Genomic DNA, 16,227 nt, shown 5'->3' on the forward strand with positions numbered 1-16,227 from the left:
CCATGGACCTGCAAGATCGCGTCACCGACCTGGAAAGCCGCCTGGCCTTCCAGGACGACACCATCGAGACCCTCAATGACATCCTGGTCACCCAGCAGCGTGCGGTCGAGCGCCTGCAATTGCAGATGACGGCCCTGCTCAAGCGCCAGGAAGAAATGGGCGGGCAGTTCGAGTCGTCCGAAGAAGAAGCGCCGCCGCCGCACTATTGAACTGGCAGGCAATAAAAAACCGCGATCCAGGCAACGCTGGATCGCGGTTTTTTTTGCTGCGAGGGCTGGGATCAGCGACGCGGCAGGGCAGCGATGACATCTTCAGCTTGCAGGCCCTTGTCACGGTTCATCACCGAGAACTCCACGCGCTGGCCTTCGACCAGGACGCGGTGGCCTTCGCCACGGATAGCCCGGAAGTGGACGAAGATATCGTCGCCCGAATCGCGGGAAATGAAGCCGAAGCCTTTGGAGGTGTTGAACCACTTGACGGTCCCGGTATCCCGGTTGGTCATGTCGTAGTTTTGCGACGCGGCCGCTGGGGACGAACGGTAGAAGCTGATGGCCAGGTGAAGAACAATGGCGACCAGAGCAATCACCAGGCTGAGCAGGATAGCCGGATGGCCACCGACTTCAGGCATGGGCGCCAGGAGGGTGAGGGTTTGTACGACAACAGTCAGCACCAGCAGCGCACTGACCAGGTTTTGCAGTTGATGACGCGTGCCTTTGTTCCAGTAAGGGATTACCGGTGCGAGCGTCAGGTTAAGCAGGCCGAACAAGGCCAGGTACAGAGCGTCGTGTTGTTGCAGGTAGGGCAGGCTTTCAGGCTGCAGGCTCGGGATAAAGGACAGCAGCAAAGCTGCAACGCCCGTTAGCAGGTGGACGATTTTCAACATTTTGATTAACTCACGTTAAGACGGATCACAAGGAAGAGCTGACTGGCACGGTTCGCTTCTGAACAATGGGAGGCGTTGAGCACGTACGCGGTATCAGCCTATGTGGCGTGCCGCAGAAATAAACGGCAGCCACACGGCGTCTATTTAACAGCAAAGGCCGTGCCTACTCAAATCAAGCATTTCGGCGTGTTGCGCCGGGTACGGCATTTCTGCGGCAAACGCTTGTCCTAGACAGGTGCAGGTTTTTTTGGTGGCCTGCAGAGACTCTTCCTACGGGGAGAAAGGCTTGCCAATTCACATCTGCAGGCGGTGCAGGGGCGATTTGCCGCACGCTGCCCGGGTGTGTCGGGCTGCACGACGCCCGCTCTCTTGCTACAGTGATCCTGCACCTGATCAATGAATGCTCGTCAATTGAAGGGGAAAAACATGGCAATCGATATTGGTATCAGTGAAGAAGACCGTAAATCCATCGTCGACGGACTCTCGCGGCTGCTGTCCGATACCTATGTTCTTTATCTGAAGACCCATAACTTCCACTGGAACGTCACGGGCCCCATGTTTCGTACGCTGCACCTGATGTTCGAGGAGCAGTACAACGAACTGGCGCTGGCAGTGGACTCCATCGCCGAGCGCATCCGGGCCCTGGGTTTCCCGGCACCTGGCGCCTATTCGATCTACGCCCGCCTGTCTTCGATCAAGGAAGAAGAGGGCGTGCCGAGCGCCGAAGAGATGATCAAGCAACTGGTGGCAGGCCAGGAAGCAGTCACGCGTACCGCCCGTGGCATCTTCCCATTGCTCGACAAGGTCAGTGATGAGCCGACGGCGGACCTGCTGACCCAGCGTATGCAGGTCCACGAGAAAACCGCGTGGATGCTGCGTTCCCTGCTCGAAAACCAGTAACTGTCGAACCCGGGCGGCGCCTTCTGGGCGCTGCCTGCCTGTTTCCCTGCGCTTCCTGGCGTTGTCCTACGACTAACAACTCCCCGTCTTCTGGCTGCCCCGCGCGTCCTGCGGTTTTATAGGCCCATCGCCCAATGGGAGAAGCCCATTGGCTGCTGTTTGGCAATGGAGTGTCAGGTGTATGTCACGTGGAGTAGGTAAGGGAGTGATGGAAACCTGTGGTTTTCACAAGATAAAGGTCGACCCCTTTGACAAGGGGTTTGATATGGGGATGGCCAAGCCATTGTCCCGTTCGGTCAGGCTCAACGGGTTTTCTACCTGCCTGCGGCTTGAGCAGATCTATTGGAATATTCTGACGGAGATCGCCAGGATCAATACCTGCTCAGTCAGTGCCTTGTTGTCCTATGTCGATCGGGAAGTGCATTTGCGCTATGGAGGAGTGAAGAACTTCAGTGGGTTGGTGAGGGTGGTGTGCGTGGTTCATGTACTCAAAGGCCGCGCCGCCGCCGCGTCTGCGGACACGCTTGTGCAATAGTCCGCTGGCTTCGGGGCCGGCCCTTCAACCTCGCGGGCCGGGCCTGGGGCAGAAAGCCGGCTGCGCTGCCTCGATTTACCAGATATAATCCCGCGCTTTGCTGCGCATGCCGGGCTTTATGCAAAGGGCAGGGCGTGGCGCTGTAACGTTCTGATCGCCGAGACATCCCCATGCCCATGTACGACTATCAATGCGCTTCCTGTGGTCACCAGTTGGAAGCCATTCAGAAGATCAGCGCAGCGCCGCTGGTCGATTGCCCTGCCTGCCAGGCACCTGAGTTGAAGAAGATGTTGTCCATGCCGGGCTTCCGCCTGAGCGGCAGCGGCTGGTACGAGACCGATTTCAAGACCGGCGCCAAGAAGAACCTGGCGGGCGGCGACAAAGCAGACTGAGTTGAACTCTACGCGCAGGCTCCTGCATTATCCGTCCCCTGCTTTAATGTACGGTGACGAGGCAAGCCTGCCACCGAAATTCGAATTACGAGAAGTGAAACCACGACCATGATGCGCAGCCACTATTGCGGCCAACTGAACGAGACCCTGGAAGGTCAGGAAATCACCCTTTGCGGATGGGTTCACCGTCGCCGCGACCACGGCGGGGTAATCTTCCTCGATATCCGTGATCGTGATGGTCTGGCCCAAGTGGTGTTTGACCCGGACCGCGCCGAGAGCTTCGCCGCCGCCGACCGTGTGCGCAGCGAATACGTGGTGAAGATCACCGGCAAGGTACGCCTGCGTCCGGCCGGTGCCGTGAACAAGAACATGGCTTCTGGCGGCATCGAGGTGCTGGGCTATGAGCTGGAAGTGCTGAACGAGTCGGAAACCCCGCCGTTCCCGCTCAACGAATACTCCGACGTGGGCGAAGAAACCCGCCTGCGCTACCGCTTCCTGGACCTGCGTCGTCCGGAAATGGCCGAGAAGCTGCGCCTGCGTTCGCGCATGACCACCAGCATCCGCCGTTTCCTGGATGAGAACGGCTTCCTCGACGTCGAGACGCCGATCCTCACCCGGGCTACCCCGGAAGGCGCACGTGACTACCTGGTGCCTAGCCGTACCCACGCTGGCAGCTTCTTTGCCTTGCCGCAATCGCCGCAGTTGTTCAAGCAGCTGCTGATGGTCGCCGGCTTCGACCGTTACTACCAGATCGCCAAATGCTTCCGTGACGAAGACCTGCGCGCCGATCGCCAGCCTGAATTCACCCAGATCGACATCGAGACCAGCTTCCTCGATGAAAAAGAGATCATGGGCCTGACCGAGCAGATGATCCGCAACCTGTTCAAGGAAGTGCTGGACCTGGAGTTCGGCGAATTCCCGCACATGACCTTCGAAGAGGCCATGCGCCGCTACGGTTCCGACAAGCCAGACCTGCGTAACCCGCTGGAACTGGTGGACGTGGCCGACCAGCTCAAGGACGTCGACTTCAAGGTGTTCAGCGGCCCGGCCAACGACCCCAAATGCCGCATCGCCGCCCTGCGCGTGCCTGGCGGCGCGAGCATGCCGCGCAAGCAGATCGACGACTACACCAAGTTCGTCGGCATCTACGGTGCCAAGGGCCTGGCGTACATCAAGGTCAACGAGCGCGCCAACGGCGTTGAAGGCCTGCAGTCGCCGATCGTGAAAAACATCCCTGAAGCCAACCTGAACACGATCCTCGATCGCGTCGGTGCGGTCGATGGCGACATCGTGTTCTTCGGCGCCGACAAGGCCAAGATCGTCAGCGAAGCCCTGGGCGCGCTGCGCATCAAGCTCGGTCACGACCTGAACCTGCTGACCTGCGAATGGGCACCGATGTGGGTCGTCGACTTCCCGATGTTCGAAGAGAACGACGACGGCAGCTTCAGCGCCTTGCACCACCCGTTCACCGCGCCAAAGTGCTCCCCGCAGGAGCTGGAAGCCAACCCGGCAGGCGCGCTGTCCCGTGCCTACGACATGGTGTTGAACGGTACCGAGCTGGGTGGCGGTTCGATCCGTATCCACCGCAAAGAGATGCAACAAGCGGTGTTCCGCCTGCTGGGCATCAACGAAGCGGAACAGGAAGAGAAGTTCGGCTTCCTGCTCGACGCCCTGAAGTACGGTGCACCGCCCCACGGTGGCTTGGCCTTCGGCCTGGACCGTCTGGTCATGCTGATGACCGGCGCCCAGTCGATCCGTGAAGTGATTGCCTTCCCGAAAACCCAGAGCGCTGCGGACGTGATGACCCAGGCTCCGGGTGTGGTGGATGCCAAGGCACTGCGCGAGCTGCATATCCGCCTGCGCGAGACGCCGAAGGCTGAGTAAGGCTGCGGCGTGAAAGCGCGATAAGGTTGTACGCAGTCAAAAAGGCGCATCTTCGGATGCGCCTTTGCGTTTAAAAGAAGGAAATCCTGCCTGGGGCGGGATTGATAAGGTTTCTAGAGAATTCGGAGTTGTGTTATGGCTGGCCATTCCAAGTGGGCGAACATCAAGCACCGCAAAGAGCGTCAGGATGCCAAGAAAGGCAAGATCTTCACCAAGTGGATTCGCGAACTGACCGTCGCTGCCCGCCAGGGTGGCGGTGACCCGGGTTCCAACCCGCGCCTGCGCCTGGCGCTGGACAAGGCGCTGGGCGCGAACATGAGCCGCGACATCATTGACCGCGCCGTGGCCCGTGGTGCTGGTGCGGCCGATACCGACGACATGGTCGAGCTGACCTATGAAGGCTACGGCCCGGGCGGCGTGGCGGTGATGGTCGAGTGCATGACCGACAACCGCAACCGGACCGCCGCAGCCGTACGCCATGCGTTCAGCAAGTGCGGTGGTAACCTCGGCACGGATGGTTCGGTCGCGTACCTGTTCGAACGCAAAGGGCAGATCACCTTCGCCCCCGGCACCGATGAAGACGCACTGATGGAGGCCGCAATGGAAGCGGACGCCGACGACGTGGTTACCAACGAAGACGGATCCATCGACGTGTTTACCTCGTTCGCCAGCTTCTACGCCGTGCGTAATGCCCTGGAAGCCGCTGGTTTCAACGGCACCGATGCAGAAATCGTGATGCTGCCGACCACCAGTGCTGAACTGGACCTGGAGGGTGCGCAGAAGGTGTTGAAGATGCTGGATATGCTTGAAGACCTGGATGATGTGCAGAATGTCTACTCGAATGCCGACATCCCGGAATCGGTGGCTGAACAGCTAGGCTGAAGAACGATGTAGATCCCAATGTGGGAGGGGCTTGTGTGGGAGGGGGCTTGCTCCCGATGGCGGGGAGTCAGTCACAAATTTACTTACTGACACTCCCTCATCGGGGGCAAGCCCCCTCCCACATTAGAGTCTCTGTGTATCAAAAAATGTGTTTACCCCAACCGCAGGCGTTATGACTTTAATCCTAGGTATCGACCCCGGTTCGCGCATCACCGGTTTTGGCGTGGTGCAGCACACCCCGCGCGGCTGTATCTATGTGGCCTCGGGTTGCATCCGCACCGGCGCCGGTGAGTTGGCCGAACGGCTGCAGATCGTCTATCGCGGCGTACGTGAAGTCATCCAGACTTACGGCCCGGTTACCATGGGCATCGAAAAGGTGTTCATGGCCAAGAACGCCGACTCTGCGTTGAAGCTCGGCCAGGCCCGCGGCGCTGCTATCGTGGCGGGGGCCGAGGAGGGCATGGAGATCGCCGAATACACCGCGACCCAGGTCAAGCAGGCCGTCGTTGGCACTGGTGCAGCGAACAAGGAGCAGGTGCAGATGATGGTCATGCACATGCTCAAGCTCACGTCAAAGCCGCAGATCGACGCCTCCGATGCCCTGGCCATCGCCATTTGCCATGCGCACACCCGCTCCAGCCTGTTGCCTCACGGCTTGGGCACTGCACGTAGTCGTGGCGGGCGGCTACGTCTCTGATAGCATCAGCGCATTCGTTATTTGCGGTCAGGCCCTGACCTGACCCTCAAGCCTTAAGGATCTGAACCGTGATTGGACGCTTGCGCGGCACCCTGGCTGAGAAACAGCCGCCGCACCTGATTCTGGATGTGAATGGATTGGGTTATGAGCTGGAAGTGCCCATGACCACCTTGTATCGCCTGCCGTCGGTCGGCGAGCCGATAACCTTGCACACGCATTTAGTGGTGCGTGAAGACGCGCAACTGCTCTATGGTTTCATCGGCAAGCGCGACCGCGATTTCTTCCGCGAACTGATCCGTCTCAATGGTGTGGGGCCGAAACTGGCGCTGGCGTTAATGTCGAGCCTGGAAGTGGATGAGCTGGTACGTGCCGTTTCCGCCCAGGACACCTCGGCCCTGACCAAGGTGCCGGGCGTGGGCAAGAAGACCGCCGAGCGCCTGTTGGTGGAGCTCAAGGATCGCTTCAAGGCCTGGGAGGTGGTGCCGAGCATGTTCGCTCTGGTACCGAACCAGCCGGATATGCCGGCAGGCCAGGTCGCCAGCGCCGAAAGCGATGCGGTCAGTGCGCTGATCTCCCTGGGCTACAAGCCCCAGGAGGCGAGCAAGGCGGTATCGGCCATCAAGGACAAGAACCTGAGCAGCGAAGACATGATCCGCCGAGCCCTGAAGGGAATGATTTAAGTGATTGAAGCTGATCGTCTGATCGCGGCCACCGGCCCGCGTGACCGTGAAGAAGTCCAGGACCGGGCCATCCGCCCCCTGAGCCTGGCCGAGTATATCGGCCAGCCTACCGTGCGCGAGCAGATGGAGCTGTTCATCCAGGCTGCGCGGGGTCGCAGTGAGTCCCTGGACCACACTTTGATCTTCGGCCCGCCGGGGTTGGGCAAGACCACCCTGGCCAATATCATCGCCCAGGAAATGGGCGTGTCGATCAAGTCCACCTCCGGCCCGGTGCTGGAGCGGCCTGGCGACCTGGCGGCGCTGCTGACCAATCTTGAACCCCACGATGTGCTGTTTATCGATGAGATCCATCGGTTGTCGCCGATTGTCGAGGAGGTGCTGTACCCGGCGATGGAGGACTTCCAGCTCGACATCATGATCGGCGAAGGCCCGGCGGCCCGTTCGATCAAGCTCGACCTGCCACCGTTCACCCTGGTCGGGGCGACCACCCGCGCGGGCATGCTGACCAACCCGCTGCGAGACCGTTTCGGCATTGTTCAGCGTCTAGAGTTCTATAGCACTGCCGACCTTGCGACCATCGTCAGCCGTTCGGCGAGCATCCTGGGCTTGCCCCTGGACCCGGAGGGTGCCTTTGAAATCGCCCGCCGCGCCCGCGGTACGCCACGGATTGCCAACCGCTTGCTGCGCCGGGTGCGCGACTTTGCCGAGGTGCGTGCCAAGGGTCATATCACCAAGGCGGTGGCGGACCTGGCATTGAACCTGCTGGACGTGGATGAACATGGCTTCGATCACCAGGACCGGCGCCTGCTCTTGACCATGATCGAGAAATTCGACGGTGGCCCGGTCGGCGTGGACAGCCTGGCCGCGGCCATCAGTGAAGAGCGCCATACTATCGAGGATGTGCTGGAGCCATACCTGATCCAGCAGGGCTACATCATGCGTACACCGAGGGGCAGGGTGGTCACGCGCCACGCTTACCTGCACTTCGGGTTAAATATTCCGTCACGATTGGGGGAGATGCCTGCTGTAGACGAATTCCTCGATGCAGGGGACGATTAAAAAGGTCACGCCAGACGATTTATCTGAAGTTTGTGCTGTCCCAGTGTCTGGTGTCGTCATTCAGGCAGTGGAAATGTTTTCAGGTATTGAAAAAACAGTTGTCCAGCCAATTGGCAACCTGAGGAGTAAGCACTAGAGTATGCGCGCGCAAAACGGGGATCAGTCGTTCGCACATCGCTGTCGCGTTTATTACGAGGACACCGATGCCGGCGGCATCGTGTATTACGTCAACTACCTCAAGTTCATGGAGCGGGCTCGCACCGAGCGGCTACGGGAGCTGGGCTTTGCCCAATCCCAGCTTGCAGGGGAGGACCTGTTATTCGTCGTGCATTCCAGCGAGGCGCGTTACCACGCACCGGCGCGACTGGACGATGAGTTGCTGGTCAGCGCTGAAGTCATCGAATTGAACCGTGTCAGCCTGCGCTTCAAACAGCAGGTCAGGCGGGCCACGGATGCAACGCTGCTCTGCGAGGGGCAGTTCCTGGTGGCGTGTGTGCGCACCAACAGCTTGAAACCTCGGGCCATTCCCGAAACTCTACGTGCGGCCTTTGCTGCCGTGAGCGGCGCGGGTCAACAATCAAAGCAGGAGATTTAGCGTGGAACCTACCGTCGTCGACCATTCCTCCATGTGGAGCCTGGTCAGCAATGCCAGTGTCGTGGTTCAACTGGTCATGCTGACCCTGGTAGCCGCATCGGTTACCTCTTGGGTCATGATTTTTCAGCGCAGCAATATGCTGCGCGCCGGTCGACGTGCCCTGGAGAGCTTTGAAGAGCGCTTCTGGTCGGGTATCGACCTGTCCAAGCTTTATCGCCAGGCCGGCAGCAACCCGGACCCGGATTCGGGCGTCGAGCAGATCTTCCGCGCCGGCTTCAAGGAATTCTCGCGCCTGCGCCAGCAGCCTGGGGTTGACCCGGAAGCCGTGATGGAAGGTGTCGCCCGCGCCATGCGCGTGGCCATCTCCCGTGAGGAAGAAAAGCTCGAGCAAGGCCTGCCGTACCTTGCCACCGTAGGTTCCGTCAGCCCGTACATCGGCCTGTTCGGTACCGTGTGGGGGATCATGAACTCCTTCCGCGGCCTGGCCCAGGCCCAGCAAGCAACGCTGGCCACCGTGGCCCCGGGTATTGCCGAAGCCCTGATCGCCACCGCGATCGGCCTGTTCGCCGCGATCCCCGCAGTAATCGCCTACAACCGTTTTGCTGCAACCAGCGAAACCTTGATCGGCCGTTACTACACCTTCGCCGATGAATTCCAGGCGATCCTGCACCGTAAAGTGCACACCAGCGAAGAATAAGCAGGTAATTCCCAATGGCTTTAATCGCTCGAGCTCGCAAAAAGCGCAAGCCGGTCGCCGAGATGAACGTAGTGCCCTACATCGACGTGATGCTGGTGCTGCTGGTGATCTTCATGGTGACCGCGCCGATGCTCAACCAGGGCGTGAAGGTTGATCTGCCCAAGGTTTCCAGTGAAGCCTTGCCGCAGGACAACAACACTCAGGTCCTGACCATTTCGATCAAGGCTGACAAGACCTACTACTGGAACCTTGGCAGCGAAGTCGACACCCAGAAGCAGCAGGACAAGGCCCTGACCTTGCCGGCGATGACCGATGCGGTGACCAAGATCATTCGCTCCGGCAACGAAGGCGGCAAGCACACCCAGGTGTTCATCCGCGGCGACAAATCGGTCGACTACGGTTCCGTCATGGGCGCCATGGGCGGGCTGCAGAAGGCCGGCGTCGGTAACGTTGGCTTGATTACCGAGGCGCCCTGATGCAGCAACAGCGAGAGCCGTCCGCCTCGGAAAGCTACTTCTGGCCTGGCGTGTGGGCAATTGCCCTGCACGTGCTGGTGTTCGGCATGCTGTTCGTCAGCTTTGCCATGACTCCCGACCTGCCGCCAGCCAAGCCGATCGTGCAGGCGACCCTGTATCAGCTGAAATCGAAAAGCCAGGCCACCACCCAGACCAATCAGAAGATTGCGGGTGAGGCCCAGAAGTCGGCTGCGCGCCAGACTGAAGTCGAGCAGATGGAACAGAAGAAGGTCGAGCAGGAAGCGGTGAAGGCTGCTGCGGAACAAAAGAAAGAAGAGGCGGCTCAAAAGGCCGAGGAATCGAAAAAGGCTGACGAAGCCAAGAAAGCTGACGAGGCGAAAAAGGCTGATGAAGCCAAGAAAGCCGAGAAAGCTGCCGAAGCGAAAAAGGCCGAAGAGAAACAACTGGCTGATATAGCCAAGAAGAAATCTGAAGAAGAAGCCAAGAAGGCTGCCGAAGAAGAGGCCAAGAAAAAGGCCGCTGAAGAAGCCAAGAAAAAGATAGTCGAAGACGCGAAGAAGAAAGCCGCCGAAGACGCCAAGAAAAAAGCTGAAGCAGACGAGGCGAAAAAGAAAGTCGCCGACGAAGCGAAGAAGAAAGCTGCCGCCGACGCCTCCAAGAAGAAGGCCCAGGAAGCAGCACGCAAATCCGCCGAAGAGAAAAAGGCCCAGGCCCTGGCAGATTTGCTTTCCGACACGCCGCAGCGTCAGCAAGCCTTGGCCGATGAGCGTGGTGATGAAGTCGCGGGCAGTTTCGACGACCTGATTCGGGCGCGGGCAGCGGAAGGCTGGACACGTCCACCTTCGGCACGCAAAGGCATGACAGTAGTGCTGCAGATCGGCATGTTGCCGGACGGTACGGTGACTTCGGTCAGCGTGGCCAAGTCCAGTGGTGACGGTTCGTTCGACAGTTCGGCGGTTGCCGCGGTCAAGAATATTGGCCGGTTGACCGAGATGCAGGGAATGAAACCAAGTGACTTCGCTCCCTATCGTTCATTCAAGATGACATTCACACCTGAGGATCTAGCCTTGTGAGAAACCTTCTTCGAGGAATGCTTGTCGTTATTTGCTGTATGGCAGGGATAGCGGCGGCGGATGAAAAGAACATCCTGGTAACCAGCGGCAGCGATCGGGCCACCCCGATCGCAGTCGTACCCTTCGGTTGGCAGGGCGGCAGCGTGCTGCCGGACGACATGGCCCAGATCGTCAGCGACGACCTGCGTAACTCCGGTTACTACGCGCCGATTCCCAAAGGCAACATGATCAGCCAGCCCAACCAGGCCAGCGAAGTCGTGTTCCGTGACTGGAAAGCCGTGGGCGCGCAGTACCTGATGGTCGGCAACATCACGCCGGCCGGCGGTCGCCTGCAGATCCAGTACACCTTGTTCAACGTGGCTACCGAGCAGCAGGTCCTGACCGGCAGCGTATCGGGTACCGCAGAGCAACTGCGCGACATGGCCCACTACATCTCGGACCAGTCGTTTGAAAAGCTTACCGGTATCAAGGGCGCTTTCTCGACACGCCTGCTGTATGTGACGGCTGAGCGTTTCTCGGTGGACAACACCCGCTACACCTTGCAACGTTCGGACTACGACGGCGCACGTGCAGTGACCTTGCTGCAGTCCCGTGAGCCTATCCTGTCGCCGCGCTTTGCGCCGGACGGCAAGCGTATCGCCTATGTATCGTTCGAACAGCGCCGTCCGCGTATCTTCGTGCAGCACATTGATACGGGTCGCCGGGAGCAGATCACCAACTTTGAAGGCCTTAATGGTGCACCGGCCTGGTCGCCGGATGGTTCGCGCCTGGCTTTCGTACTGTCCAAGGACGGCAACCCGGATATCTACGTGATGAACATGGCCTCGCGCCAACTGAGTCGCGTGACCAGCGGCCCGGGTATCAACACCGAACCGTTCTGGGGTAAAGATGGTTCCACCATCTATTTCACCTCCGACCGCGGCGGCAAGCCTCAGGTCTACAAGGCAAACGTGAACGGTGGGGGTGCTGAGCGTGTGACCTTTATCGGTAACTACAACGCCAACCCTAAGCTTTCGGCCGATGAAAAGACGTTGGTGATGATTCACCGTCAGGATGGTTTCACTAATTTCCGGGTTGCGGCCCAGGATTTGCAGCGCGGAACCGTGAAAATCCTTACAGATACCAACCTTGATGAGTCAGCCACTGTTGCGCCCAACGGCACCATGGTAATCTACGCCACCCGCCAGCAGGGCCGGGGAGTCTTGATGCTCGTGTCCATTAACGGACGCGTAAGGCTCCCGCTTCCTACCGCACAAGGCGAAGTCAGAGAACCATCCTGGTCCCCTTACCTGAACTGACGCGGCGCTACAAAAAGATTTGCTTAACACACTGGGGTTCATTAGGAGTTTCACGATGGAAATGCTGAAGTTTGGTAAGTTTGCTGCTCTGGCTCTGGCTCTGTCCGTAGCCGTTGGTTGCTCCTCTAAAGGCGGCGACAATGCCGGTGAAGGCGCTGCTGTTGATCCAAACGCTGGTTACGGCGCTAACACTGGTGCAGTTGACGGCTCCCTGAGCGAAGAAGCTGCTCTGCGCGCTATCACCACCTTCTACTTCGAATACGACAGTTCGGACCTGAAGCCAGAAGCCATGCGCGCTCTGGACGTTCACGCCAAGGACCTGAAAGCTAACGGCGCTCGCGTTGTTCTGGAAGGTAACACTGACGCCCGTGGTACTCGTGAGTACAACATGGCACTGGGCGAGCGTCGTGCGAAAGCCGTTCAGCGCTACCTGGTACTGCAAGGTGTTGCTCCAGGCCAACTGGAACTGGTTTCCTACGGTAAAGAGCGTCCAGTTGCAACTGGCAACGACGAACAGTCGTGGGCTCAGAACCGTCGCGTCGAACTGCGTAAGTAATTCGTCATGCGAACGTGCCGTCGTGCTCTAACTGTATTGGCTCTCAGCCTCGCACCGCTTGCGGTGTGGGCTGCGGTTCCTGTAACGGATAGCAACTCAGGCTATAACAATAGCGGGAGCAGTTATCCGCCAGCGGGTTATGGCACGAACGGCGCCTATGCTGGGGGAGCGGCTACGTCCGCTCCCTCGGCACAGGGCGAGCTGTTCAACCAACTGCAACGCATGCAGGATCAATTGTCGCAGCAACAAGGCGCCATTGAAGTGCTGCAGAATCAGGTGAACCAGCTCAAGCAGGAAGGCCTGGAGCGATACCAGGATCTTGATCGTCGTATTGGAGCCGGTGTTGCACCTGCCGCTACTCCTGATAATTCTTCTACCGGTGGCGCGCCAAGCGCTGCCGCCGGTGGCGCAGCAGCTGGGGCCGCCGCGGCTGCCCCTGCCGCCAGCAGCGAACCGGGTGATCCAGCGAAGGAAAAGCTGTATTACGATGCAGCCTTCGACCTGATCAAAGCCAAGGATTTCGATAAGGCCAGCCAGGCCTTTACCGCATTCCTGCGCAAGTACCCCAACAGCCAGTACGCGGGCAACGCCCAGTACTGGTTGGGCGAGGTCAACCTGGCAAAGGGCGATTTGCAGGGGGCAGGCCAGGCTTTCGCCAAGGTCAGCCAGTTGTACCCCAAGCACGCCAAGGTGCCGGATTCGCTGTACAAGCTTGCTGACGTAGAACGCCGCCTGGGTCATACCGACAAGGTCAAAGGCATTCTGCAACAGGTGGTTGCCCAATATCCGGGGACGTCCGCCGCCCAGTTGGCCCAGCGGGATCTGCAGCGCTTGTAAGCGCATCTTTCCCGTTGAGAAGAAACCCGCGCCTGGCGCGGGTTTTTTCGTTAGAATCCACGCCCTTTTATGAAACACGCTTCCTGGGGTTGGCGCGTTGGCGCAATCCCTTGAAGTGCCTGACGGAGGCGGACAGCCTGTTTAGCTGTTACGCCCGTGGCGACTATGCAAGACACATTACGTATTACCGAAGTCTTTTACTCGTTGCAGGGTGAAACGCGTACTGCCGGCCTGCCCACTGTATTTGTGCGGTTGACCGGCTGCCCATTGCGTTGCCAATACTGTGACAGCGCCTACGCCTTCAGTGGCGGCACCGTGCGCACCCTCGACGACATCCTGGAACAGGTTGCCAGCTACCGGCCGCGCTACGTCTGTGTGACGGGCGGTGAGCCACTGGCGCAACCCAATGCCATTCCCTTGCTCAAGCAGTTGTGTGACGCCGGTTATGAGGTCTCACTGGAAACCAGTGGCGCCCTGGACATTTCCGCTGTCGATCCGCGTGTAAGCCGGGTGGTCGACCTCAAGACGCCAGGCTCCAAGGAAGCGCATCGCAACCTGTACGCAAACATGGACCTGCTGACGGCCAATGATCAGGTCAAATTCGTGATCTGTTCCCGTGACGATTATGACTGGGCCAGCTCCAAGCTGATCCAATACGGCCTGGATCGACGTGCGGGCGAGGTGCTGTTCTCGCCCAGCCACCACGACCTCAACGCTCGCGACCTGGCTGATTGGGTCGTGGCGGACAACCTGCCGGTGCGCCTGCAACTGCAGTTGCATAAATACCTGTGGAATGACGAGCCAGGGCGCTGATCACGCGGCTGCGAGAGGCGTTCTACCGACCGAATTACAGTTCAAATGCGTTTTTTCTGATTTATTTCAAATAAGGTGTTGAATAATCCTTAGAAATCAGTATTATACGCGCCACCACACAGCGGGTCGTTAGCTCAGTTGGTAGAGCAGTTGGCTTTTAACCAATTGGTCGTAGGTTCGAATCCCACACGACCCACCATTTTTGGCGGTTTAGAAAATCCGGAAGGCCCACGCAAGTGAGGATTTCCGGGTTTTTTTTTGCCTGTGAATTGAGGGCGAAGCTGCAAGCTTGCAGAAAAACCGCCCCACCTGTCTGATATGCAGCCGTCAGCGCTCACATCATTTTTTTGTAGCCCACCGGTTTCCATTCCTGCGCGCTCGGTGACCATTCTAGCTGTCGCCGCATGTAGCCCCTTACTCCTCTCTCTGATCCCACGCATGGGCTTTGAACTGACCGGGGGCACCTACGGTGACGATGAAGATGAACTTGAGGCGGTACTCAAGTTCGCAAGTTGATCCCTGAACATGAGGCCGGTTTTTTTTGCCTGGAACTTGGCCTGTCCACACCGACGCGGTGCCAGCTGCGATCAGATGCTGATTGTCGATCAAGAGCAGCCTTCAATCCAAAATTTTCCTATCCTGGGCCGGTACTGACCAGAGAGTCGGGTCGGGCCAGCGTGATAATCGTGAAGCCGTGGGTGTGCGCTTGGCTGGCAGACGGTGGGCGCCAGCTATACCCGGCAGGCGCGTAGTGGGTTTGATGCTGATGGGGTGATGGTCAAGGCGCGTCATGCGTTTTAGGGTTAACCCCGAACAGGGACTCTTTGCGAGCCCCTGTTATCCCCAAAGCAATAATTTTTTTTCCTTGAAATCTACTCGCCGATATTTTGGTTTTTTTAATTTTTACTCGACGTTTTTTCACGCTACCCACCCCAATACGCAATTCCCCTTACCCTTTCTTTGTTTAGTATTGGATCCAGTGGCCACTGAGGCCCAATGGGTCACGCTGTTCAAAAAAAGGAGAGGCGACATGATGCCCAAGGATCCGTCCAACAGTGGCCGACCTGACCTGCTCGCGGCCTGCTGAAATGAACGCACATACCCCATTAGCCGCACTCGCCGCTAACTATGAACATGGCCACATCGTGGCGCCCCATCGACATGACGAGGGCCAGCTCGTCTATGCCATCAACGGCGTGATGCTGGTGTCGGTGGAGGCGACGGCCTGGGTGGTGCCTTCCGGGCATGCATTGTGGGTGCCTTCGGGGAGGGAGCATCAGATCCGCATGACCGGTGAAGTGCGTATGCGTACCTTGTTGATCTCGCCGGGGGCGCATCGTGGCTTGACGACGGAGTGCGAGGTCATCAGGGTTTCGCCGCTGTTGCGTGAGCTGATCGTCTCTGCGGGGGATAAGCTCGACAGTGAGCCGGCGTTGTTGCGCCACGCGCAGATTGTCGAGTTGATTTTCTCGGAGCTCGACCGGGCACAACGTGTGCTGGCGCATGTGCCGATCCCGGATGAGCCGAGGCTCAAGTCGTTGTGTGCGGGCTTTATCGACAACCCTTCCCAGGAGTCGACACTGGAGAGTTGGGCGCTGCAGCTCAATATGAGTTCGCGTACCTTGGCGCGGCTGTTCCAGAAAGAGTTGGGCATGAGTTATGGCGAATGGCGCAAGCGCACGCGGCTGTTGCTCAGCATGCAGCGCCTGGCCTGTGGCGTGTCGATCCTGGAAGTGGCGCTGGAGCATGGTTATCAGAGCCCGAGTGCGTTTACTGCGATGTTCAAGCGCACCATGGGTTACACCCCGAGTAACTGTCGATTGGTGTGATTTAACTTGGCGACAGGCTTACCTGTCAGCCTCGGTCCAAAGTGGGAGGGGGCTTGCCCCCGATGGCGGTAGGTCAGTTACAGATTTGCTAACTGATACTCCCTCATCGGGGGCAAGCCCCCTCCCACATTTGGATTGAGT

19 protein-coding genes and 1 tRNA gene are annotated in these 16,227 nt (G+C 58.9%); 19 read left to right on the forward strand and 1 reads right to left on the reverse strand.

Translation table 11 applies throughout. The features are described 5' to 3' along the window. The first annotated feature begins 2 nt into the window (after positions 1 to 2). Positions 3 to 209, forward strand: coding sequence for a SlyX family protein (locus NMB39_RS05870; protein ID WP_017847119.1), 207 nt, complete (start codon positions 3 to 5; stop codon positions 207 to 209). A gap of 71 nt (positions 210 to 280) precedes the next feature. Here NMB39_RS05870 and NMB39_RS05875 read toward each other — a convergent pair whose 3' ends face one another. After that, entirely contained in the window at positions 281 to 883 is a 603-nt protein-coding gene (locus tag NMB39_RS05875; RefSeq protein ID WP_010566142.1) for a cold-shock protein, read from the reverse strand. A gap of 426 nt (positions 884 to 1,309) precedes the next feature. Here NMB39_RS05875 and NMB39_RS05880 point away from each other — a divergent pair, with 426 nt between their 5' ends. From NMB39_RS05880 to NMB39_RS05965, 18 genes are all read left to right on the forward strand, one after another. Beyond that, the gene (locus tag NMB39_RS05880; protein WP_003193874.1) at positions 1,310 to 1,783 is read left to right on the forward strand and encodes a Dps family protein; all 474 of its coding nucleotides are present in this window, start codon (positions 1,310 to 1,312) and stop codon (positions 1,781 to 1,783) included. A 181-nt stretch (positions 1,784 to 1,964) separates the two neighbouring features. Then, positions 1,965 to 2,318 carry a ribbon-helix-helix domain-containing protein gene (locus NMB39_RS05885; RefSeq protein ID WP_057021616.1) on the forward strand — a complete coding sequence of 118 codons (354 nt, stop codon included), beginning with the start codon at positions 1,965 to 1,967 and terminating at the stop codon, positions 2,316 to 2,318. Positions 2,319 to 2,488: 170 nt separating this feature from the next. Continuing rightward, positions 2,489 to 2,710 carry an FmdB family zinc ribbon protein gene (locus NMB39_RS05890; RefSeq protein WP_003193872.1) on the forward strand — a complete coding sequence of 74 codons (222 nt, stop codon included), beginning with the start codon at positions 2,489 to 2,491 and terminating at the stop codon, positions 2,708 to 2,710. 108 nt (positions 2,711 to 2,818) lie between these two features. Then, a complete protein-coding gene (gene aspS / locus NMB39_RS05895) occupies positions 2,819 to 4,594 on the forward strand; it encodes an aspartate--tRNA ligase (protein WP_057021615.1) in 1,776 nt (591 codons plus the stop codon). Positions 4,595 to 4,729: 135 nt separating this feature from the next. Continuing rightward, positions 4,730 to 5,476: a YebC/PmpR family DNA-binding transcriptional regulator gene (locus tag NMB39_RS05900; protein ID WP_043051417.1), complete on the forward strand. Its 747-nt coding sequence runs from the start codon at positions 4,730 to 4,732 to the stop codon at positions 5,474 to 5,476. Between the two features lie 172 nt (positions 5,477 to 5,648). Continuing rightward, positions 5,649 to 6,173, forward strand: a complete 525-nt coding sequence (ruvC, locus tag NMB39_RS05905) for a crossover junction endodeoxyribonuclease RuvC (protein WP_032862494.1) — start codon at positions 5,649 to 5,651, stop codon at positions 6,171 to 6,173. Positions 6,174 to 6,241: 68 nt separating this feature from the next. Beyond that, a complete protein-coding gene (ruvA, locus tag NMB39_RS05910; protein ID WP_003175802.1) occupies positions 6,242 to 6,853 on the forward strand; it encodes a Holliday junction branch migration protein RuvA in 612 nt (203 codons plus the stop codon). Next, on the forward strand, positions 6,854 to 7,912 hold the full coding sequence (ruvB, locus tag NMB39_RS05915) for a Holliday junction branch migration DNA helicase RuvB (protein ID WP_043051416.1): 1,059 nt from the start codon (positions 6,854 to 6,856) through the stop codon (positions 7,910 to 7,912). Between the two features lie 139 nt (positions 7,913 to 8,051). Beyond that, positions 8,052 to 8,507, forward strand: coding sequence for a tol-pal system-associated acyl-CoA thioesterase (gene ybgC, locus NMB39_RS05920; RefSeq protein ID WP_057021613.1), 456 nt, complete (start codon positions 8,052 to 8,054; stop codon positions 8,505 to 8,507). A 1-nt stretch (position 8,508) separates the two neighbouring features. Beyond that, positions 8,509 to 9,204: a protein TolQ gene (gene tolQ / locus NMB39_RS05925; RefSeq protein WP_043049112.1), complete on the forward strand. Its 696-nt coding sequence runs from the start codon at positions 8,509 to 8,511 to the stop codon at positions 9,202 to 9,204. 23 nt (positions 9,205 to 9,227) lie between these two features. Beyond that, entirely contained in the window at positions 9,228 to 9,680 is a 453-nt protein-coding gene (tolR, locus tag NMB39_RS05930) for a protein TolR (RefSeq protein ID WP_161793227.1), read from the forward strand. Further along, positions 9,680 to 10,753 carry a cell envelope integrity protein TolA gene (gene tolA / locus NMB39_RS05935; RefSeq protein ID WP_003193863.1) on the forward strand — a complete coding sequence of 358 codons (1,074 nt, stop codon included), beginning with the start codon at positions 9,680 to 9,682 and terminating at the stop codon, positions 10,751 to 10,753. The genes tolR and tolA overlap by 1 nt, the downstream gene beginning before the upstream one ends. 17 nt (positions 10,754 to 10,770) lie before the next feature. Further along, positions 10,771 to 12,051 (forward strand): Tol-Pal system beta propeller repeat protein TolB, encoded by a 1,281-nt coding sequence (gene tolB / locus NMB39_RS05940; protein ID WP_034115766.1) that lies wholly within the window; start codon positions 10,771 to 10,773, stop codon positions 12,049 to 12,051. Between the two features lie 55 nt (positions 12,052 to 12,106). Further along, positions 12,107 to 12,607: a peptidoglycan-associated lipoprotein Pal gene (gene pal, locus NMB39_RS05945; RefSeq protein WP_003193861.1), complete on the forward strand. Its 501-nt coding sequence runs from the start codon at positions 12,107 to 12,109 to the stop codon at positions 12,605 to 12,607. Between the two features lie 6 nt (positions 12,608 to 12,613). Further along, positions 12,614 to 13,444 carry a tol-pal system protein YbgF gene (ybgF, locus tag NMB39_RS05950; RefSeq protein ID WP_046069314.1) on the forward strand — a complete coding sequence of 277 codons (831 nt, stop codon included), beginning with the start codon at positions 12,614 to 12,616 and terminating at the stop codon, positions 13,442 to 13,444. Positions 13,445 to 13,609: 165 nt separating this feature from the next. Next, positions 13,610 to 14,257, forward strand: coding sequence for a 7-carboxy-7-deazaguanine synthase QueE (queE, locus tag NMB39_RS05955; RefSeq protein ID WP_046069313.1), 648 nt, complete (start codon positions 13,610 to 13,612; stop codon positions 14,255 to 14,257). A gap of 123 nt (positions 14,258 to 14,380) precedes the next feature. Then, a tRNA-Lys gene (locus NMB39_RS05960) sits at positions 14,381 to 14,456 on the forward strand. Positions 14,457 to 15,345: 889 nt separating this feature from the next. After that, the gene (locus tag NMB39_RS05965) at positions 15,346 to 16,086 is read left to right on the forward strand and encodes an AraC family transcriptional regulator (RefSeq protein WP_057023911.1); all 741 of its coding nucleotides are present in this window, start codon (positions 15,346 to 15,348) and stop codon (positions 16,084 to 16,086) included. Positions 16,087 to 16,227 lie beyond the last annotated feature (141 nt).

This window comes from Pseudomonas sp. FBCC-B545, assembly GCF_059134095.1.